The organism is Dapis hubbardiae BLCC-M172, assembly GCF_050016015.1.
Lineage (GTDB): Bacteria > Cyanobacteriota > Cyanobacteriia > Cyanobacteriales > Microcoleaceae > Trichodesmium.
In genome coordinates this window covers 1-22,166 of the sequence record NZ_JBNHEQ010000144.1, presented here as the reverse complement: position 1 = coordinate 22,166, position 22,166 = coordinate 1, and the positions used below count along the sequence as shown (strand labels likewise).

The 22,166-nt window shown below is 36.9% G+C and carries 15 protein-coding genes; 2 read left to right on the top strand and 13 right to left on the bottom strand.

The window, feature by feature from the left end:
• Positions 1-1,149: 1,149 nt before the first annotated feature.
• Together ACP6PK_RS12570 and ACP6PK_RS12565 are read right to left on the bottom strand one after the other, a co-directional pair.
• Positions 1,150-1,503, bottom strand: a complete 354-nt coding sequence (locus tag ACP6PK_RS12570; protein ID WP_426559893.1) for an SH3 domain-containing protein — start codon at positions 1,501-1,503, stop codon at positions 1,150-1,152.
• A gap of 136 nt (positions 1,504-1,639) precedes the next feature.
• The gene (locus ACP6PK_RS12565; RefSeq protein ID WP_426559892.1) at positions 1,640-2,032 is read right to left on the bottom strand and encodes a hypothetical protein; all 393 of its coding nucleotides are present in this window, start codon (positions 2,030-2,032) and stop codon (positions 1,640-1,642) included.
• Positions 2,033-2,439: 407 nt separating this feature from the next.
• On the opposite strand from ACP6PK_RS12565, the gene leuB reads away from it, so the two are divergent.
• A complete protein-coding gene (gene leuB, locus ACP6PK_RS12560) occupies positions 2,440-3,522 on the top strand; it encodes a 3-isopropylmalate dehydrogenase (RefSeq protein ID WP_426559891.1) in 1,083 nt (360 codons plus the stop codon).
• A 960-nt stretch (positions 3,523-4,482) separates the two neighbouring features.
• On the opposite strand, the gene ACP6PK_RS12555 is transcribed toward leuB, so the two are convergent.
• Positions 4,483-4,701, bottom strand: a complete 219-nt coding sequence (locus ACP6PK_RS12555; RefSeq protein WP_426559890.1) for a hypothetical protein — start codon at positions 4,699-4,701, stop codon at positions 4,483-4,485.
• Between the two features lie 240 nt (positions 4,702-4,941).
• On the opposite strand from ACP6PK_RS12555, the gene ACP6PK_RS12550 reads away from it, so the two are divergent.
• Positions 4,942-5,817, top strand: a complete 876-nt coding sequence (locus ACP6PK_RS12550; RefSeq protein ID WP_426559889.1) for a fructosamine kinase family protein — start codon at positions 4,942-4,944, stop codon at positions 5,815-5,817.
• An 800-nt stretch (positions 5,818-6,617) separates the two neighbouring features.
• Here the strand turns inward: ACP6PK_RS12550 and ACP6PK_RS12545 are convergent.
• From ACP6PK_RS12545 to ACP6PK_RS12500, 10 genes are all read right to left on the bottom strand, one after another.
• Positions 6,618-7,655, bottom strand: coding sequence for a methyltransferase (locus ACP6PK_RS12545; RefSeq protein WP_426559888.1), 1,038 nt, complete (start codon positions 7,653-7,655; stop codon positions 6,618-6,620).
• 265 nt (positions 7,656-7,920) lie between these two features.
• The gene (locus ACP6PK_RS12540) at positions 7,921-8,517 is read right to left on the bottom strand and encodes a hypothetical protein (RefSeq protein ID WP_426559887.1); all 597 of its coding nucleotides are present in this window, start codon (positions 8,515-8,517) and stop codon (positions 7,921-7,923) included.
• 342 nt (positions 8,518-8,859) lie between these two features.
• Positions 8,860-12,855 carry a non-ribosomal peptide synthetase gene (locus tag ACP6PK_RS12535; RefSeq protein ID WP_426559886.1) on the bottom strand — a complete coding sequence of 1,332 codons (3,996 nt, stop codon included), beginning with the start codon at positions 12,853-12,855 and terminating at the stop codon, positions 8,860-8,862.
• Between the two features lie 374 nt (positions 12,856-13,229).
• Positions 13,230-14,213, bottom strand: a complete 984-nt coding sequence (locus tag ACP6PK_RS12530) for an NAD(P)-dependent oxidoreductase (RefSeq protein WP_426559885.1) — start codon at positions 14,211-14,213, stop codon at positions 13,230-13,232.
• A 270-nt stretch (positions 14,214-14,483) separates the two neighbouring features.
• Positions 14,484-15,569, bottom strand: coding sequence for a D-alanine--D-alanine ligase family protein (locus tag ACP6PK_RS12525; protein ID WP_426559884.1), 1,086 nt, complete (start codon positions 15,567-15,569; stop codon positions 14,484-14,486).
• Between the two features lie 403 nt (positions 15,570-15,972).
• On the bottom strand, positions 15,973-16,953 hold the full coding sequence (locus tag ACP6PK_RS12520; protein ID WP_426559883.1) for a DMT family transporter: 981 nt from the start codon (positions 16,951-16,953) through the stop codon (positions 15,973-15,975).
• A gap of 159 nt (positions 16,954-17,112) precedes the next feature.
• Positions 17,113-18,549 carry a sodium/proline symporter gene (locus ACP6PK_RS12515; RefSeq protein ID WP_426559882.1) on the bottom strand — a complete coding sequence of 479 codons (1,437 nt, stop codon included), beginning with the start codon at positions 18,547-18,549 and terminating at the stop codon, positions 17,113-17,115.
• Positions 18,550-18,880: 331 nt separating this feature from the next.
• Positions 18,881-20,266 (bottom strand): ATP-grasp domain-containing protein, encoded by a 1,386-nt coding sequence (locus tag ACP6PK_RS12510; RefSeq protein ID WP_426559881.1) that lies wholly within the window; start codon positions 20,264-20,266, stop codon positions 18,881-18,883.
• Between the two features lie 166 nt (positions 20,267-20,432).
• Complete coding sequence (gene panD / locus ACP6PK_RS12505) at positions 20,433-20,783, bottom strand: aspartate 1-decarboxylase (protein ID WP_426559880.1); 351 nt, start codon at positions 20,781-20,783, stop codon at positions 20,433-20,435.
• 283 nt (positions 20,784-21,066) lie between these two features.
• Positions 21,067-21,897, bottom strand: coding sequence for an O-methyltransferase (locus tag ACP6PK_RS12500; protein WP_426559879.1), 831 nt, complete (start codon positions 21,895-21,897; stop codon positions 21,067-21,069).
• Between the last annotated feature and the right edge of the window lie 269 nt (positions 21,898-22,166).

Below are 22,166 nucleotides of genomic sequence, written 5' to 3'. Positions count from 1 at the left end.
AAAACAGACCGAATAACTTATTTGATAATTAGGGCTTGCTGAAAAAGTTTTTTAGCAGTTGTAGGAAATCGCCCGTACAGGAAAAATGAGGAATTTAGAGGAGGTATTCGGAAGAATAGTAAGAGTGATTTTTCTCTAAATATTGAGCAAAAAATGCTAAATTTTTGAACCTTTCCGACCTAAAAAGTCACTTAGCTTTATCTGTCTTTAGTAGTGATACCAATTAGCAAAAGTAATGCTATACTTAGATGATAATTTAATGAAAACAGACCGAATAACTTATTTGATAATTAGGGCTTGCTGAAAAAGTTTTTTAGCAGTTGTAGGAAATCGCCCGTACAGGAAAAATGAGGAATTTAGAGGAGGTATTCGGAAGAATAGTAAGAGTGATTTTTCTCTAAATATTGAGCAAAAAATGCTAAATTTTTGAACCTTTTCGACCTAAAAAGTCACTTAGCTTTATCTGTCTTTAGTAGTGATACCAATTAGCAAAAGTAATGCTATACTTAGATGATAATTTAATGAAAACAGACCGAATAACTTATTTGATAATTAGGGCTTGCTGAAAAAGTTTTTTAGTAGTTGTAGGAAATCGCCCGTACAGGAAAAATGGGGAATTTAGAGGAGGTAGTCGGAATAATAGTAAGAGTGATTTTTCTCTAAATATTGAGCAAAAAATGCTAAATTTTTGAACCTTTTCGACCTAAAAGTTGGTACTTTTTTCCGACCTAAAAAGTCACTTAGCTTGATCTGTCAAGGCTTTTATCTTTAATCAGCAGAGCAATAATTATTAGTCACGAGCGTATTAATTATTCTGATGTTTACCGAAAAATTAAGGTATAAAGCCTCTCCATTCATGGAGAAAAGACAAAAAAAATCCTTTTAGCCAATCCCTCTATTATAGAAGAGGTAATTATTAATTATTAATTATTAATAATTAATTGTTGAACAGTCCCCTACTCTCCTCCTTGAAGGGCTTAGGTGTGGGTACCCTAATCAAGAAAATGTAGAGAAGTTTTTGAGAAATGATATTAGTAGAAAGTTGGGTTAATCTGACAATTTCAGCAATAAAAATAACTCAGCTTAAAAACAAATTTTATTTCTCTAGCTGAGTCTAATATTGATTAATATATTTAGAAGACAAAAAAATTATTTACAATTTGTCAGATACTCTGTCCAAACATATCCTACAACAGGCTGAATAATCTTCACCCAAAACAAACCTTCAATATTGCCTGGTGTTTCTAATTTGACTGTTTCTCCATCATCAACTGTATCAACAATATCAGCATCACCATTTGGTACTTCTCGAACATTCAAAACTAAACGTTCATTTGTTTCAGAAGTCGGCATTGAAACTTCACAATTACTAGCAGCAGCTAATAAAAACTTATCAGTTTTGTTTTGTGAGTAATCTACTGCATTAGATGTACGAATAGATAAAATTTTGACACCCAAGATAGAGATTAAAAGTAGAGGAATAATAGTTAAGTATTGTCGCATAATTATCAATTTTAATTAACAGAACTATAGCTGAAATTATTGCATAAATAATAACATCAGTAAAAGCTTAAATCTGAAACAATTTCTCTCGTATATCATACTATTTGTTTTGTGCTATCCCTGCTCTATAGAAATATTAATCTGTAAATATTACTCTACCTCTAACCCCCGTACCGCTTTGAAAAATCCATACTTTGCCTTGTTTCTCAACTTTCATACTAACTCTTTCCCCATTGCTAATTTCTACACTATAAGTTCCATCACTAGGAAATTTATTCATAGAAAATTGAGTGGTAGTAGAACCATCCCAATTAATATCAATGTCAGTAACAGAATTGCTTTTTGTTAACGTAACCTTACAAGGTCCAGAAGTCGTAATTCTACCATCAAAATCAACGATGACACAAGCAGCAGACTTTTCTTCAGTTTTTGTTTGGGCTATACTATTAAGACTAACTAAGCTAACGAATATCATAGACAGAGCCAGATTTGTGATGAATTTATTAAGAAAAAATAATGATTTCTTCATTGTTAATCAATTTAATTTAACTAGATAATTTACATTATACTCTTCATAAATCAATTTGTTTTGCTACTCTAAGTAGGATGATATTTATTTTTAGGAAATAACAGATTTAATAGTTTCTGAAAAATCCTGGCACAAGACTAAACAAATAATATTGAAATCTACTCCCTATAGATTGAAGCTAAAGTATTAGAACTGAGATTACTTAAAAAACATTAATCAGTGAAATTGTAATTAAGAGTATTTCTCATTGTAGAGAAGACTTGTTTTTCTTCTTTTATGTTCCCTGTTCTCAGATACAGTCTTTCTTAAAAGCTAAAATTTTATATCTCATCCCTGATGAAAATTGCTATATAGTTAATATTTAGCTAAATCACAAACTAACTCGTACAAAATTAAAAATATAGAACATGATGAACTACCGCATTACTCTACTTCCCGGTGACGGCATTGGCCCTGAAATTATGGCAGTGGCGGTAGATGTCTTGAAAGTAGTTGGTGGCCAATTTGACCTCAACTTTGAATTTCAAGAAGCTCCTATTGGTGGAGTGGCCATTGATGCTACTGGGGAACCCCTACCCGCTCAAACTCTAGAAATGTGTCGTAATAGTGATGCGGTACTATTAGCAGCCATCGGTGGTTATAAGTGGGATAATTTACCGCGCCATCAACGGCCAGAAACTGGACTATTAGGACTAAGGGCCGGATTAGGATTATTTGCTAATTTACGGCCTGCCCAAATTTTGCCCCAATTAATAGATGCTTCTAGCCTCAAACGAGACATAGTTGAAGGAGTGGACATTATGGTAGTGCGAGAATTAACAGGTGGGGTTTATTTTGGCACACCCAAGGGGGTTTTTGAGACAGAGACAGGAGAAAAACGAGGTGTCAATACAATGGCCTATACTGAGTCAGAAATTGACCGTATTGCTAGGGTGGGGTTTGAGACTGCCCAGAAACGAGGGGGTAAGTTGTGTTCCGTCGATAAGGCAAATGTTTTAGAAGTGTCTCAGTTGTGGCGCGATCGCGTTACCCAACTTGCCCCAGAATATCCAGATGTGGAGTTATCTCATTTATATGTAGATAATGCTGCTATGCAGTTGGTTCGTTGGCCAAAACAATTTGATACTATCGTTACAGGAAATTTATTTGGGGATATTCTCTCTGATGCTGCTGCTATGTTGACAGGGAGTATTGGGATGTTACCTTCTGCGAGTTTAGGTGCTTCTGGACCGGGAGTGTTTGAACCTGTTCATGGTTCGGCGCCAGATATTGCGGGTCAGGATAAAGCTAATCCTCTGGCACAAGTTTTAAGTGCAGCAATGATGTTACGTTATGCTTTAGAGCAACCTGTGGCAGCAGACAAAATTGAAAAAGCTGTTTTGGAAGTATTGGAGCAGGGTTATCGTACTGGGGATATTATGTCCGAAGGAATGAAACAGGTGGGATGTAAAGAAATGGCAGAGGTTTTGTTAAAAGTTTTGACTGTATAGAATTACTACTACTAAGTTATTTAACTTTTCTTCGATAGTTGCTAATTGAGTATTAATTGATGCTTTTCTAAATTACTGCTCCTTAATTTGTTCAATATTTGTTTTAGCTTGCTCGATCGTTGGGGCAGGTTCATCTCAATATGGTTGAGCCTGATTAATTTGAACTAGAACCCACCCCTACTATTGCAACATTTTAGGCGTGTCAGTCCACTACTGGCGTGACACGCCTAAAAATGTAGGTTGGGTAGAACGATAGTGAAACCCAACAAAGCCTTATTGTTGTTGGGTTTCGATACCTCAACCCAACCTACGCCTAAAGCACCATTTTAGATGTGTCAGTCTAGTAGGTAGGTCTAATTAAACGTTAATAAAATTGTAGGGGCGGGTTTAACCGAAAGCCTTGACGTAAGCGCGATCTAGTTCTCGCTTATCCGCCCTCTAATACCAATTCCCAAAAGTAATGCTATACTTGATCAACACTTCAGTTATTAAGTAATTACCTTTGTAGAATCACCTTTTTGCTGATTTGAGGCAAGTTAATGTTAATTATTCTTATCTTTACTTCTCCCGTAGGGACGTTGCATGCAACGTCCCTACACTCCCCTACTCCCCTACTCCCCTACTCTGAAATAGATAAAGTTTTTGAGAAATAGTATAATATTTATTGGATTTATCTATGCTCACCTACTTAGTAGTTAAGTTTTGTCAAGAAAAATGATAATGGGGTTGAAATATGAGAAACTATAAATAAATAATTTCTGCGTTCAAGGGAAGTAGGCGATCATGACTCATGATTTTCTTAAGCCTCAGAAAAAGCGAGCTTGTAAGGTGCGTTTCCCTGCGGGACATGTTTGCGGAGCATTCCGTCAGGAAAAATGAAATGTAACGCACCAAACCAACCGATAATGGTGCGTTACGGCGCAACAGAAAAAATATTCTTTCTCTTGAGCAAACAAGCGCCTAACGCACCCTACTGGACTTGGTTCGGTGCGTTACGGCTAAAAATCTACCGATATCAGGTAAAGTATTCCAATCCAAACGCCTAACGCACCCTACAAAAATGATGCCCATAGCTCTTAATTTTTCTGCTAACTTTTCAGTGCGATCGCGGAGCTTGTCGGGTGCGTTAGCGCCAGCGTAACGCACCGAACCAATCGATAAAGGTGCGTTACGGCGCAACAGAAAAAATATTCTTTCTCTTGAGCAAACAAGCGCCTAACGCACCCTACTGGACTTGTGTCAATAATGATTCTATTGTTTCCAACTTTTCCGAAGCAGCTAAATTTCTGTAAAAAAACGATTGACTAAAACGGAAATATCTGGAAACGCAAGATGGTGCGGGTATAAAAACCAAGGTTATGATAGACTACTATATCCATAGTATCATAGGAACAAAAAAATAATACCTATAATATAATTATGTGGAAAGAAATTGCCGAACAGATCGCCCAAGTAACAGAGGAAAAATTTGAAGTCACTAACCATAGTTCCGTCGGTGGAGGTTGCATTAACAGTGGTTATCAAATAACTGATGGCACTCGCAACTATTTTGTCAAAATTAATCAAGCTTCCCTAGTAGAAATGTTTCAAGCAGAAGCATTGGGGTTAAAGCAAATGTGCGAAACCCAGACTATTCGAGTTCCTAAACCTTTATGCTATGGAACAGAAGGAAATAATTGTTATATAGTATTAGAATGGTTAGACTTAGGTGGTCGCGGAAACGATAAATCTTGGGAACAGATGGGGCGTAACTTAGCTGCTTTACATCGTTATCAAGGAAAAAGCGAATTTGGTTGGGATATTAATAATACTATCGGTTCCACACCCCAGATTAATACTTGGGTAGCAGACTGGGCAGAATTTTGGGCACAACATCGCATTGGTTATCAACTTAAGTTAGCAAAGCGTCGGGGTGGCAGTTTTAGTCAGGGCGATCGCTTGCTGAAAATTATTCCAGAATTATTAGCAGGTCATCAACCAAAACCGTCTCTAGTTCACGGTGACTTGTGGGGAGGGAATGCTTCGGTTACTGCGGATGGAGAACCCATTATTTTTGACCCGGCGACTTATTGGGGCGATCGCGAGGTTGATATTGCCATGACAGAATTATTTGGTGGTTTTCCCGCTGCTTTCTATCGTGGTTACAATGAAGTTTGGCCTTTAGATGATGGCTACAAACAGAGGAAAATTCTTTATAATCTATATCATATTTTGAATCATTTTAATCTATTTGGTGGTGGTTATGCTTCTCAAGCAGAAAGAATGATTCAGCAACTATTATCAGTTATCAGTTGAAGTAGCACTCAGCACTCAGCACTTCAGCAATCAGCTTTTCAAGGTGTATAATGGGGGGTTGAAACCCCCACGCAAAGCGCGCCACTAATTTTTCAAACTCTTGTGGGGGACTTACCCTTGAATTTTTAGCTGATAGCTAAATGCTGTTTGCGTAGGATGACCTAAGAAAAAGCTGATAGCTAGTTAACAGTTAATAGTTATCAGTCCCGCAGAAACCGGGTTATCGACGAAATTTCCCGATGAAAATAATCAGGGTAATAAACCCGGTTTCTTGTTTATAACATCTTATAGAAGTCCTAACCGTATCTATTTAACAAGTTACGAGTTGAATACCCATCTGGGTTTTATGATTCTGGCAGTCTAAGCCTTCATAATTTTTCGGTTTCCCGAACCCTTATTGTGATTAGGCTCGACTAAACAGCTTTCCTAAACCCTTTGTATTTCAAGAAAAGATACACTCAGGGGTTCTATAGAACCCCAAAACCCCATCTCCTCACCTCCCCATCTCTCAATCTCCCCATCTCCCCGCGTCTCCGCGTCTCCGCGTCTATGTAAAAGATAGATCCGTTTAGGGGTTCTATATCATGTCCGGATAAGAGCGTGATAGAACTCCGTTCCGCTTACGCGACCAAAAAACGTTCTGCTTTTTATACTTTCTTTCTCCCCTCTTCCTTCGTGACTCCTGTACGCGCGAATGGCCATTCGCCCCTACTGACTTCTGACTTCAGCGATACCATTTCTCAAAAATTTAGAGAGACCTTGAAAAGCTGATAGCTGATAGCTGAGTGCTGAGTGCTATTTCAACATATACTAAACTCCATAACTGTCAGACTGGTGCCAGTATAAACCACCTGTTCGAGTTGAAAACCGCTAGCTGCAAACAAATCTTTATATTCCTCTTCTGTACGCCAATGCCCCCCTGGGTTAGTAATCATCATTTGCACTGCTGCCAAAGCAGGTATTGTGCCATCAGGATATTCTACAGGCGCTCCTAAAGAAGGAACTAAAGTTTGTAAAAGTATTACCCTACCATTTTTAGGGAGAGCTTCTCGACAGTTACTCAGCACCTTAATAGAATCTTCCCGACTAAATACTGATAGAAAATACTTCATTGTAATCGCATCAGCACCCTTTGGTAAAGATTCTAAAGCACTACCACCTACAATTTTTACTGAGTCAAGAACTCCATATTTAGAGATATTATTAGGAGCAGTTTCTACCTCATGGGGTAAGTCAAATAAAATTCCTTTACAGCCAAACCTTTTAACAATATTAGCAATTAATGTTCCTTGATTTCCTCCTACATCCATCACTGTTTGAAAACGACTAAAATCATAAACTTCAAACAATGGATCGACAGCTTCAGCAGTTAGGAAACTCATGGCATTATTGAAGAGATATTTACTTTGTGGATTTTCTGTCATAAAAGAACTATAAAAATCCTTTCCTTTAGCTAGTTCAAAAGGTACTTCTCCAGTCTTTAAACTACTTTCTAATTCTCGCCAACCATCCCACATATCGGGTTCTGTAATGTGCATTAAAAAATGACCGATAGATGGGGAATCATCTGTAATTAAAAGTTCGGATAATTCTGTAGCAGCAAAAACACGCCCTGGCTTTTCTACAAATACTCCTAAATGAGCTAAAGCACGCAGTACAACATAAAGTTTTTCTGCTTTTGTTCCAGTTTTTTCTGCTATTATATCAACATTTTGTGGTCCATAATGTAGTAAATTTGGGATACCTAAATTTGTGGCGGTATAAACGCACTGACTTTGCCAATAACCGTAGATAATTCGGTAAATTTTCTTCTTAGATTCTGATGCTGTTCCTAACATAATTATTCTCCAATTTTTCTACTATAGTAATACGAGATGATTCGTGGAAGAAAAGTTTTAGGGGTTTGGTTTCCAAATCCTATTTTTGGTTGGGTTGGGAGACCAAACCACTACGATAATTTGTTTCCCAATTTAATTTCTGGGAGGGTTGGGAGACCAAAACACTACGATAATTTGTTTCCAAATCCTATTTTTGGTTGGGTTGGGAGACCAAAACACTACAGTTTTAGGATTGCTATATTACTATACTATAAAAGCATAATTATTAACTAACAAAACTGGTCAATATTCCTAAAATTTTTGGTAAGTTTTCGACAGAATATTCCTGTAAATCTAATACCACTGCTTCACCTTCTAACTCTAAAAATTGCCAAACAGTTCCAGTAGTAATAACCCCATAAATTTGGGAAATATTGTTACCTTGACGTTGGTTAAAAATTTGAGCGGCAACCATTTCTGCTATACATTGAGCTAAACCAGATTTGAGATTATCGTTTTTAGCTTCTACTAAGGCAATAACTGGTGATTCGATGAAAACTTGTTGGGTTGAATTGCTAATAATAAAATCACAAAAACCATTTAATCCTAGTTCTATGTCAACATTAAATTCAGTACCAGAAAATAAACTTATCTGTTTGTTTAAATGTTTTCTCACTGCTACTAAGATTGGTGCAACTATTAATTCAGATCGAGCCTTTTCAGAACCTATTGCCACTGCTAAAGGTAAATATTCTTCTAAGGCTTCAATCAGAAATTGACTAGGGACAACTTCTGGTAAGTTGTTAAATTTTCCTTTGTTACCTGTCAGAATTATATTAAATTTTTGTTTTAGTTCTTCTAAGGTAAATTTACTGTAAGGCATAGATTTTTGTAGTTATGAGTTATCAGTTATCAGTTATCACAATGGAAAAAAATTCTGCTCTCTGCTTTCCTTCTACCAAAGTCTAATTATTCAATTAAACATGATATAACAATATGACAATGATTTGTGAAAAAAACCGTAGGGGTTTGCTTTCTCAATCTCATTTATGCTAGGGTTTGGATACCAAATCCCTACGATAATTTATTTCCTAATCTCATTTATGCTAGGGTTTGGATACCAAATCCCTACGATAATTTATTTCCTAATTTCATTTCTGGGAGGGTTTGGAGACCAAACCCCTACGATAAGCTGATAGCTGATAGCTGACCGCTGAAAGCTTACCTACTTTAAATACTCACTCAAACGTTCTGCTAATACTTTATTATTTGGTTCCTTAATAAATGTAAAATGATTACCAGGAACCATAACAACTTCCATATCATCTACATCTAAAATAACATACATTTCTACCCAAACTAATTGAGGATCTATGCCATGAGGATGCTTTTCTTGCGCCCGAAAAACTGTTACTTTTCCTGGATAAGGACGACGTTTGTAACTATAAGTAGCTTTTAAAGTACCAATTATTACATCAACAAAGCGTCGGTTTTGTTCGCGAGTAGCTTCCTTCGGAAATAATTCTAATTTCTCTGCTTTATCAATTATAAACTCTATTTGTTCTTCTGAACTTAAACCTAATAATTCATCTTCCGTAACTAAATCTGTTCGACCAAACATACCTCCAAAGTAACGACTCAATACACCCCTCATATACATATTATCAATTTTTTTATTAGGGTCTAATAAAATAGGAACCCAAGGATCTAACAAAGCTAATAAACTAACTTCTTCACCTTGCTGAAGTAACTGTTGTGCCATTTCAAAAGCAACAACTCCTCCAAAAGACCAACCACCTATTTGATAGGGTCCTTTTGGTTGAAATTCTTGGATAGTTTTGATATAAAACTCAGCCATATCTTCAACTTTTGTCAAAACTTTTTCCCCTTCACTAAACCCCTGGGCTTGTAAACCATAAAAAGGTTGATTATTACCTAAATATTGGGATAATTCCTGATAATAAAATACATGACCTCCGGCAGGATGTACGCAGAAAAATGGTTGTTTATTTCCCTGAGTTTGTAGGGGAACTAGAGAAGAAGAAGTAACTTGACTTTCTCCTCGAATTAAACTTCCTAAATCTTCAATAGTAGGATTAGTAAATAGAGTAGATAAAGGTAATTGTTTCCCAAACCGTTGTTGAATTTTTGCCATTAAATTAACAGCTAAAAGAGAATGACCTCCTAACTCAAAGAAATTACTTTTAACTCCCACTGGATTAATATTCAAAATTTCTGACCACATTTGTGCTAGTTGCTCTTCTGTACGATCGCGCGGGGCAACAAAATTTTCGGTCTGACTAAAACTAGAAATATCGGGTGCAGGTAAACCGCGACGGTTAATTTTGCCACTAGAAGTTAAGGGTAGTTCTGACAACACCAGAAAAGCTGAGGGAATCATATATTCTGCCAATTTTTCCTTGAGATATTGTTTTAATTGGGGTACAACATCTTGAGTGGTTTCAGTTTCGGGCACAACATACGCGACTAAACGTTTATTACCAGGTTTGTCTTCCCTTGCTAATACTACCGCTTCTTTGACTATGGGATGTTGACTGAGAGTAGTTTCAATTTCTCCAATTTCAATGCGGAAACCCCTAATTTTAACTTGGTTATCAATGCGACCTAAAAATTCGATGTTGCCATCAGGTAGATAACGAGATAAGTCTCCCGTCTTATATAACCTATTCCCTATTCCTTCTTCCCTGTTCCCTTCCAAAGTAATAAACTTTTCCGCTGTCAAGTCTGGGCGGTTCAGATAACCATTGGCAACACTAACTCCACCAATATATAGTTCTCCGGGAACACCGATGGGAACTGGTTGTAAATTTCTATCCAAAATATAAAGTCGAACGTTAGCAATAGGACGACCAATAGGCGGTAGTTTCGGCCAATTCTCAGCAGCACCTTCTAAGGTGTAAGCAGAAACAACATGACTTTCTGAAGGTCCGTATTGGTTTTGCAGTTTACAGTTGGGAAGTCGGTTCATCATTGCCACTAAGTCTGGAGTCACCTGCAACTGTTCTCCTGCTGTGACTATTTCCCGCAATGGAGGTAAAACTTCACATTGAGGAGCAACCAATGATAACTGCTGCAATGCTACAAAAGGAAGAAATATCCTCTCTATCTGAGTCTCAACCATAAATTTCATCAGAGCAAAACTATCACGTCTGACTTCCTGAGAAACTAAGACTAGAGTACCTCCTGAATGCCAGGTGGCAAAAAAATCTTGGAAGGATACGTCAAAACTAATGGGAGAAAATTGTAATGTTCTGGCACCTTCACCTACATTTGCTTCTTCTTTTTGCCACATAATCAAGTTAACCAAAGCGCGTTGACTCATGGCAACTCCCTTGGGTTTACCTGTGGAACCGGAGGTATAGATGATGTAACCTAGATTTTCTGGGGTGACTCCACTGCTCAAATTTGCTGTAGAAAATTCGGCGATCGCTCCCCAGTCTCTATCCAAACAAACAACCTGTGCTTTATTTTCTGGCAAAGATGTCAATAATGATTTCTGAGTCAGTAATACTGAAATTTGTGAATCAGAAATCATATAAGCTAAACGTTCTGAGGGATAGCTGGAATCTAACGGTACATAAGCCGCTCCTGCTTTCAGAATTCCTAATAATCCCACAACCATTTCTAGGGAACGTTCGACACAAATTCCTACTAAAGTTTCAGGTTTGGCTCCCAATTTTTGCAAATAGTGAGCGAGTTGATTTGCTTTATTATTTAACTCAGAATAAGTCAGTTTTTCTTCACCAAAAATTACTGCTATTGCGTCTGGTGTTTTCTCGACTTGACTCTCAAATAATTGATGAATAGAAATGTCTTGAGGATAATCTTTTTTAGTATCATTCCATGCTACTAAAATTTTCTGTTTTTCTGCTTCACTCAGAATTGGTAATTTATTAATTGGTGTCTCAGGATTTTCTACAAATGCTGTTAGTAAATTCTGGAAATGTTCGGCAATTTGAGCAACAGTTTTAATCTCTAATACATCACTATTATATTTAAACTCAGTCAACAAAGAGTCTGGTAATTCTGTTACTTCTAAACTCAATTCAAAATCTACTTTTTGTTGTGGCAGTTCATAGTATTCTAACTCTAATTCTTTTGCCTTTAATAATTTCTGAGATTTATGATAACCAAAACCAACTTGACAGATTGGATAATGACTCAAGTCAGCAGATTTTAATTGTTTGACAAGTAGAGGATAAGGATAATCTCGATAATTATCAATCTCAAATACTTTCTTGCTAACTTGATTCAAAAAATCTGTAAACTTAATGTTGTCTGAGACTGAATTTCTGACAACTGTAATATTAGTAAAATTGCCTACTACTCCCGCAAAAGATGGTTGATTTTCTCGGTTTTGTAATAAACCAACCAGAATATCTTCCTCTCTTGTGTAGCGGTAAAGCAGAACTTTAAATACTGCTAATATTATCTCTTCCTGTTTTATTTCTAGGGTTTTTGCTAATTGTTGAATTTGTTGAGTTAATTGAGAGTTGATAGTTGATTTTAGAGCAGTACCATTATAAGTTCTCATACTCGGACGAGAAAAACTTGTTGGTAATTCTAGGATAGGTAAATTATCCCCTAACTTTTTCTGCCAATAATCGCCAATTTCTTTTCCTGACGAACTATTCAGAAATTCTAACTCTTGCTCAATATAATCAGAATAAGTCGTATTTAGTGGAAGTAAATTTGAACTAATATCATTAATTTTTGACTCGTAAATATTTACAAACTCATCCAGTAATATTGATAGGGAGTAGCGATCGCCTGCTATTTGATGCAGAGTCAGCAACAAAATATTTTCTGTTGTCGAAACACTAAATAAACAAGCACGAAATACTCCACCAGTTTCCAGAGTAAAGGGAAGTTTTAGTCGCTCCGATAATTGTTCATTTAATTCTGAATTATTCCAGGATGAAGCATCTATTTCTTCCCAGTCAATCTCCACATTTTCCCGGATTTCTGAAATTAGATTTCCATCTTGTTCAGAATATAAACTGCGGAGAATAGGATGACGTTCAATTAATATTTGTAGTGTCTTTTTAAAAGTTGCAATATCTACAGAATATTTTATCCTAATTGCTATAGATATTTTATCAGCTAGACCTATTGGATTAAACTTATACAGAAACCAATTTGCTTGCTGTATGTGAGAAGTAGGCCGCAATTTTAAAGTAGAAATACCTTGATTATTCATCGTTTATGTGATAGGGAAAAGGAAATAGGAAGAAATAATTGATTTTATTTTTGATTCTTGGAGATGTCTAATGAGATAGAATCTGATTATATAATATCAAATATGGTAGCATCAGTGTAATTATATCAGGATTCAGGAGGCACGGAGTTAGGACGAGAAAGAATTTAGAAAGATTTGGCAATAGCTGAAGAGCAAACATTTTTTTATACCGAATTAAGTAGATTTGATATAATAAATCTCTCCAGAAAAGAGGGAACACAGAGAAGTAATTGATAATTAATTTATGGATAAGAATTGATTCTATTTTTGATTTTCACCAGATATCTATCTAATATATATTTATAATTCAATCTCTTCCCACACTCCCCAACTATTTAGAAGCGATCGCCCTCTGTCACTTTAGCAACTACTCTAGCTCGCTCTTCCTGTAAACATCGAACTTTAGTAGTAGCATAATCAGAGAAACCCTTGCGCACTGCCTCTTCATAATCTTTAACTGTCAAACTCAACTGAGGAACAGATATATTTTGCTGACTAGCTATATCCAGAGCTAGTCGCAAATCTTTATGCAGTAATTTAACAGTAAAGTCAGGATGCTCAGACAAGTCATCACAACGTCGGGAAAACCAATAGTGAGGCAAACCATGAATATCTCCAGCGTTCTGACCAAAAGCACCGAAACGCAAAGCATCCCAAATAGTTTGTAGCGGTAGTCCCTGAGCTAAACCCAGTGTAATGCCTTCTGTAACTGCTTGAACGGCAACCGCATTCACCGCATTATGGATAAGTTTGCATTGAGTTCCATTACCAACTTCTCCACAATAGAGAACGTGGTCAGCCATCAGCTTGAGGATAGGTTCGACTCGCTCAAAAGTTTTCCTTGAACCACTTGCCATAACAGCTAAACCCATACCTCCCTCACTTTTTGCACCTTCAGGGCAATCATTAAAAGGAGCATCTAACATCTCAACCCCTAGTTTCTCCATAGCGTTGTGAAGTCTAAATATTGTTTCTAGAGAATTAGTGGTTATATCTATATAAATACTACCACTTCGCAATCCTTGACTCAGGTTGTTTTCTCCCTCTAGCACAGCACTGACAACATCACCAGGAGTAGGTAGAGAAGTAAAAATCACATCTGAATAAGTACCAAGTTCGGCACAACTATGGGTAACATGAGCGCCCAAAGATTCTAACTCTGCCATTCTATCTAAATTGATGTCATAGATATAAACCGAGTAACCGTGGGCGATAAAATTAGCAGTTTGTCGCCCTCCAATATTGCCACATCCGATAATACCGAGTTTAGGAGAATTCAGGGAGGAGTTTGTTTTTGAAATGTTGTTCCGAGATAACATCTTTAGTAGTTAAGTGGTAGGTTTTATTGTTCTCAGAAACCGGGTTGATCAAGGAAATTTTGTGGGTTGAAAATAATTAAGGGAATAAACCCGGTTTCTTGTTTGGGTGCTTCAAGAATTAAGAATTTAGAATTAAGAATTTAGAATTATCTCTCCTTGAAAATAAGAGGATTGACAAACAGCAAAATTTTTATTTATTATCCCCTTAAAAGGGGAGGCTTTATACCTTAGTTTTTCGCTAATTCCTAGTATTTCGATTGAACACCTCCTTTAATTCCACTTAAACAACGAACCACAAGCTACGCGAGTCCGCCCTGCTGCTGTACTCCACAACTCCAAAACAACATCTTCCAGACTTTGCCCATCAGCTTGAAGCATCCGCGTAATCATGCTTATTTTTCCAAAAGTCCAAAATAAGCCTGCCTCTAGCAAATATGGCTCATTGGTTTCCGCGTGTACCCGGAAATCATACAAAGAATAATCGCGACAACCCAATGCAATATGAGCCGTTTTAGCTGCATTTCCTAGTTTCTCAAATAATTCTGGGGTGACATTCGCAGGACAAATTGGCTTGACTGTAGGTTTCTCAGGTTGCTTTCCAGGAGTTCCGTCAGATTGGAGTTCCAATTTATCATGCACCGTTCTAATAGGGTGTTCTTCTGTGACTAAATACTCTATCATTGGTAATACTTGCAACTTACCCTCTCGCTCAACCACAGCCACACGCAATTCTCTTCCAGGAATATAATCTTCAACTAACAAAGTCTCATCTAATTCAAACCCCTTATCCAATGCTGCTTCTATCTGAGATTCATCCCACACCAATGTCACGCCTAAAGAGTTGTCTTCCGAGGTTGGTTTCACCACAAAAGGAGGCTTCATTGTCAATGTATCTCCTCGCCTTAGTTGCTGCGCATTAGCCACTCGGACCCCAGATGCAGACACAACGCTGCGTGTCTGAGCTTTGTTAGTTGCTAGTGAGGTACAATGAGATGGTGAACCCACTACAGGTATACCGAGAATATCCTCAAAAAATGCCCGAAAACTGGTCATCCCAGGAAAGCAGAACATATGGGGAACTACAACATCAATCTGAGGCAGCCGCGGTGTCATATCCTGGAGTGACATTTTCTCTGACAATGAGTCTAAAGATGTTCCCAACTGCCAAAGACCATCAGGATGTACCACTGCATAATAACTACTGACACCAACTGGTTGTACTACTTCTTTAGCATAGAGTATTGATAGGTTGTAATAGAAGTCTGAAACACAGGAACCAGCTAGGTGTAATACCCGTAATGTAGGAATTATAGCTGAGGAAGAATGTTGATTTTGATTAATTATTTCTAATTTCATTACTAATTATTCTCTATTGTTCTGCTAATTCAATAGTAACTTTGATTGTTAGTCCAGAAATATTAATTTTAATTAATTGTTAATTGCAAATATCAAAGATATATACATTAAGAGAAAATCCTGGTAATTAGTTATCATATCGCTCTAGGAGTCAGGAGTCGTAGGGGCGTTTTCCTGACGGAATGCTCCGCAAACATGTCGCTCCGCGAAACGGCCGTTAGCTTCGCATAACTATCGTTAACGCCCGTACAGGAGTCAGGAGAAAGAAAAGATTGGAACTAATAAAATTGTATAACTTGTATTTAAGAATATCTGTATTCATAGAAAGTAATAAGTGCAATTACTGTATAACCGGATTTTATATAAGAGAAAATTTTGGTAGATGCAGTAATTAAACTTATATTTAATGAGAAGACTCAACTTCTGAGTTTAGAGCAGATGTACTAGAGATTGCCAAATACATTCCCCATAAAATTATCAAGAAACTTACCGAAGTCGATAGGTTAAGGTTTTCTGAGAAAATTGCCCAACCTTCGATCGCACTAAGAGCCGGAATAAATAATGCAACTAAGCTAGTAAACCCAGCAGATAATTTTTTCAAACAATAGGCCCAAAGACCTATACCTAGCATTTGACCAACAATAGCTTGAGCAATTACTGCAAGCCAACCAGTTAATGAGTTGGGAAAAAGTTGATTCTCAGCAATTAGAGCTACAGGTAAGAGCAATAAAGCACTGGTTGTTGAAGACCAACTCATAATTGTGACTGGGCTTAAGTGAGTCCGAAGTTTCTGAATGATGAGTGGGTGTATGCCAAAAAATACTGCTGAGAGTAATGCTGCTAAGTCTCCTAGTAATTGTTCGCTAATTCTGAATGATAAAAGGTCATTTATATCTAATAAGGCGGAACCACAGATGGCTACAAACATACCCAGTAGAAATCGGCGATCGAAGGTTTGACTCAAAGCTAACCATGCTCCTAAGACGGTAAAGATAGGCACCAAATTATGCATAATGCTAGAGTGAGCAATGGTTGTCTGAGTTAGAGACCAAGACCAGAATATCAAACCAATAGATAAAAGAACCCCATCTGCTATCAGTAGCTTTGCTGTGTTAGCTAGATGGGGTTTCTCTGGTTCAATTTTAGTTTCATTTTTTCGTTTTCGGCGACGCACCGTTAGTAATTGGCTCAGTAACCCAAAGGCTATAGCTGCAATCCAAAAACGATTAAATATTGTAGCATTTGGACCAAGTTCATATTCGCTGAAACGGATGAAAATTGGTGTTAAGGATAAACAAACCAAGCTACCAAATAATGCAGCTAAGGAGTCTATCGGTAATAGTGATAAATGGTTGAATTGTAATACTTTAGCTTGAGCGTTCATCTTTAGTCAGGGAATAGGGAATAGGGAATAGGGAATAGGGAATGAAATTCTTGATTTCATATCTTAAATTAATTTCATTAGTCAGGGAATAGGGAATAGGGAATAGGGAATAGGGAATAGGGAAGATAAAATCTCAATACACAATAATTTAGTATAATTTTATTCTTTACTGAAGTTTTTAGGCTGAATCAGAAAATTAGCAATCCCATAAACAATAAAGCCTGCTGCCATACCGGGAAATACTTCATAAGTAGCACTTGATAGGTTAAGCCCTAACTTCCAGAGCATGGAAACGACTATACCAATAATCATCATTATAATTGCTACTGGCACACTTACAGGTTTTTGCCAGACCCGCAATACTAATAATGGACCTAAACCACAAGCTAAAACTGACCAAGAGAAAATTACCAAACCAAATACACTATTATCTGCTCCTAGAGCGATCGCTAATACAATAGCGGTAACAACCAGGGTGGCAATTTTAGCCTTTCTATAAGACTGAGCAGCACTCTCGACTAAATCTTGACTTAGTGCAGCAGAACATGATAAAATTTGGGAATCTGCTGTCGAAATAGCTGCTGAAAATAGTCCTGCTAACATCAATCCTACCAAAACTGCTGGCAATAATTCTATAGATAAATTAGGTAATGCTAACTCTGGGTCTCCTGATGTTATTAAGTCGGGCAACAATACTCTTGCAGTTAATCCTATCCCAAAAGCTGTAGCAGAATTCATTTGACCGCAGACAAATTTTATGTTACGAGCTAAGGCTATATTATCTGCCGAGTCAATTGCCATTGCTCTCACTAATATATGAGGTTGACCAACAGCACCCAACCCTGCCACCACCCATCCCAAAAAGTAAGGAAAAAATCCCCAAGGTAAATTAGCAGGTATCCAATTTGTGAGGGTGGGGTCAATGGCATTAAGTTTGACCCAAAGTTCTCCAAACCCTCCACAGGCAATTAAACTTATTATAAACAAAACCCATAAAGATCCTATCATTAAAACTGCCTGCACAGAGTCGGTCCAGATAGAAGCACGAATACCTCCTGAAAAACAGTAGGCAACTACAATTACAGCTCCTATAATAACTCCTAGTTGATAGTTCCAGCCAAATATAGCATTTAGTCCTTTGCTTGCTGCTACCAATTGAGCGGAGGCATAAGTACCGAGAAATGCTATAATAATTAACGCTGAAATTATTGTAATCAAACGCCCTTGATTTTTTTGCTCCAGATTTTCTTGACCTAAGAATGAGGAAACTGTATCTGAGTTTGTTTGCTGAGAAACTAACCTTAACCTTTTAAATACTAACCACCAAGCAATGTAGTCTCCTATTGCCCAGGCGACGGGTATCCAAATAGAAGAAAATCCGACTTTGTAGGTAAAACCAATCACACCAATAAATAGATACCCACTCTGACCAGTTGCCATCGCTGATAGTGCTGTTAACCAGGGATTGACATTTCTACTGGCCAGTAAGTAATCTGTTGTTGTGTTTTGTTTTTGGGTTGCAGAGTAAATGCCTACTATTGTAAATGACAATAAAAAGGCAATAAATGTGATCGCAATCCAAATTTGTTTTTCCATTTTAATTAAATGAGTAGCACAGGCATCTTGCCTGTCAAAGTGCCAGTAGTGGACTGTTTCGTCTTAAATAGTCCAGTAGGGTGCGTTAGCGTTTGCGCAGGGAAACGCACCCTACTGGACCGACACACCTTAAATGGTGCGTTAGATGTGGGGAGGGTGGGGAGAAAAAGACACCTAGAAACAAAAAATCTATTGCACAGTTTTAGCTGTGTCAGTCTACTACTAGACTTTTCAATTTCAAGGGATCATTGATAATTATAGATAGTTTTCATTATCAATTATCAATTATCAATTATCAATTATCAATTATCAATTATCAATTATCAATTATTTAATCTCCTCCCAATTCTACCAGTTTGCCAATATTAAAATCAATTCTTACCCAGCCTTTAAATTTGCGTAAATTATTGAGTAGTAATAAGACAATTTGCCAGTGGTGAACCATTAAAAATGGTAAGGGGTCATTCACTTGAAAAATACCATCTGTTCCTTCAGTAATTCTTTTAATCCATGCTTGGAATTTCTCTAATGAATTAATGCCTGTCAATCTCCATAATTCATGGTAAGTCCAATAAGTAGGCTTACTATTTGGCAGTGGTAATATTGGCTTTTCATTATCATTTTGACTATCTTTTAAATAAGCATCTGCTACCCCTGGATGGTCGTGAAAAGTTGTAATTGCTGAGTGAGTTCTGGGATTACATTCTATAGGAAAAACTCGACCATCTTCTGTCTGAATAAAATCAAAAGAAATTTGCCCAGTAATATTTAATTCTCTAACAAATTTTTCTACCCAATCATAAATTTGGGGATTATCAATATGTTCATAATTTACTTGAAATTCTGATGATTCACAACAGCAATAGAGTCTAATTTTACCTTTTCTAACAGTGCTATGGGTACAATATTCTTTGCCTTTCACAAATTCTTGCATAATCCAAGGTTTCTCTTCACTAATAGGCAAACCTTTGACAAATTGTTCCATTTCGCCTCTAGAATTCATAGGCAATTTTGTCATATCTAAACGACGCACTGAGTCGTAAGGAATGCTTTTCAGAATATATTTACTCCCATCAGCAGCAAAGTCAAAGTTGAGAATTTGTTGTGGGTCTGTAATTAAAAATGATTTTGGTACAGATAAACCAAAACTTTTAGCTTTTTCGATAAATGTGAATTTATTATCTAACATTTGAGTAATTTCTGTGTCAAAATGTAAGACTTCACAATATTCAGATAAAAGTGGTTTTGCTAAAGATTCATAGTAGCTTCCTGCTGGACTAGATACTGGAATAAATACATCTATATTTTCTTTTTTGACAATCTCTAATAATCCCTGACAATAACCATCCCAATCTTTATTTGGTGCAGGTATGGTGTAGAAACCGGTAACGGCGTTAGAAAATCTATTTCCTGATAACCAATATTTATTTGTTTCTAATAAAAAAGCTTTGTGACCTGCTGCATGAAATGAACGGGCAAGTTGCAAAGATTTTGTCATTTTTGCACCCGTAATTAAGATATTTTTGGGATTTTCTGGTTGGGGGTTTGGAGACCAAAACCCTACATTTTTTGTAAATGGTTTAGTAATAAAATTCCACAATAGTGACGGTATTACCTTCAATAAATTGAATGGTAAAAGAATGAATAATAATGCAAGAGTTCCGAGATTTTGGAATAGTGCATAAGCACGTCCTTGAACAAATAATATTAGTGCCATATTAGTAGTTTTGTAGAGATAATAATTTTAATTCTATGAGGGTGATGAATACAGCCTTGAATTAGGGGCTTGCTGATTAAATCTCAAAGCATATATTTAGTGAAACTTTTGAGTCCCTTCCCACACTTCCAACACTTCCCACACTTCCCACCCTCCCCACACTCCCTTAATTAAGTGGGTTATTATTTTCATCAACTAGAATAACTTGGGGACGATGTAGAAGTGCTTCTTCTGGGGTCATTTGTGCATAAGCAATAACTATTATCTCGTCGCCGACGGTATTCATCCGGGCTGCGGGACCGTTGAGGCACACAGTACGACTGCCCCATTCTCCAGGAATAGTGTAAGTTTCTAGGCGTGCACCATTGTTGACGTTGACTACTTGTACTTTTTCATAAGCCAGAATATTGGCAGTTGTTAGTAGTTCTTCATCAATAGTAATTGAACCCTCGTAGTATAATTGTGCTTCGGTTACTCTAAGTCGATGCAGTTTGCTCTTAAAAATTGTTAGTAGCATTTGGTCATAGTTATTTATATTCGGTAATATTTATGATGTTACCGAATATTGAGGAAGTTATATAGCGCTACGCGCTAGGGAATAGGGAACAGCAGACTATTAAACTGTTTTAGGGTTTATAAATTTCCTAACCTTTGCTTCGACTATTATACTATATAGGGTAAAAGGCAAAAAGTTAAAATCAGTTTACAAAAGGTTTTCGACTTTTAGCAACTTCTTGCGGAAATATTTTTCTAACTGTTCCCTATTCCCTATTCCCTATTACTTATTCCTTAAATCATAACTACTTTCGTCTAATAATTGTCACCCCATCTCGTAAAGGCAGTAAAACTTGTTCTACTCTGGGGTCTTTGGCTACAAAACTATTAAATTGAGCGATCGCTTCTCCATTAGGAGTACGTTTTTCTGGTGGGAGATAAGGTTGCCCTTGGAGTAAAGTATTATCGACACAAATAAATCCATTTGCTGCTAATAAATTTGTATCTAAGAGCATTTTAAAATATTCTATATACCCTCCTTTATCAGCATCAATAAACACTAAGTCAAAAGTTTCTCCTGCATCTACCAACTTTTTCATAGTTTCTATAGCTGGAGCAACTTCGATTGATATTTTACTACCATCAGGAGACTTGTCAAAACAAGCTCTAGCAAAGTCAGATACATATTGATCCACTTCACAAGCAACCATCCGCCCATCTTCTGGCAAAGCTTCTGCCATTGCCAAGGCTGAATACCCAGTAAACATTCCTATTTCCAAGATACGTTTGGCTCCAGTCATATAGACAAACATTTTTAAAGTTTGCCCCTCAATATGTCCAGATAACATTTCCTGTTCTAGCTGACGTACTGTCTCACTATTGGAAAATCTTAAATTCCATGGTTCTTGGCGAGTCTTTTCTGCTAATGCTGCCAAAGCGGTTGACTCTTGAGTAGTATTTTCCTCTATATAGGGGTCAATACCTGCTCCTAATTGATAAGCTTGTTTAATAGCATCAGCTAGTTCTGATGGTATTTCTGTAGTTTCTGCCATCTTGACAATTGTTTCAAGTTGTTCTACTAAAATACCTAATGGTGTAACTGGTCTAGCAGTTTCTGTTTTTACGACGGTTGTCATTTCAGTTATTAGTTATTAGTTATCAGTTATCAGTATCGACTACAATCTTATAGAACCCCTGAAGGGATCTATTTAAAAGTAGAGGGGGTGATGGGGAGTGGGGGTGATGGGGTGTATTAGAGATATCCCAAAATCCAATCATCCAATCAATTTTTACCCATAAATTATTAATTGTTTCTCCCTCAGACCTATTTTCTGGAGATACGCTTAGGGTTTCTATAGAACCCCTGAAGGGGTCTATTTAAAATTAGAGATTGAGAGTAGGGGAG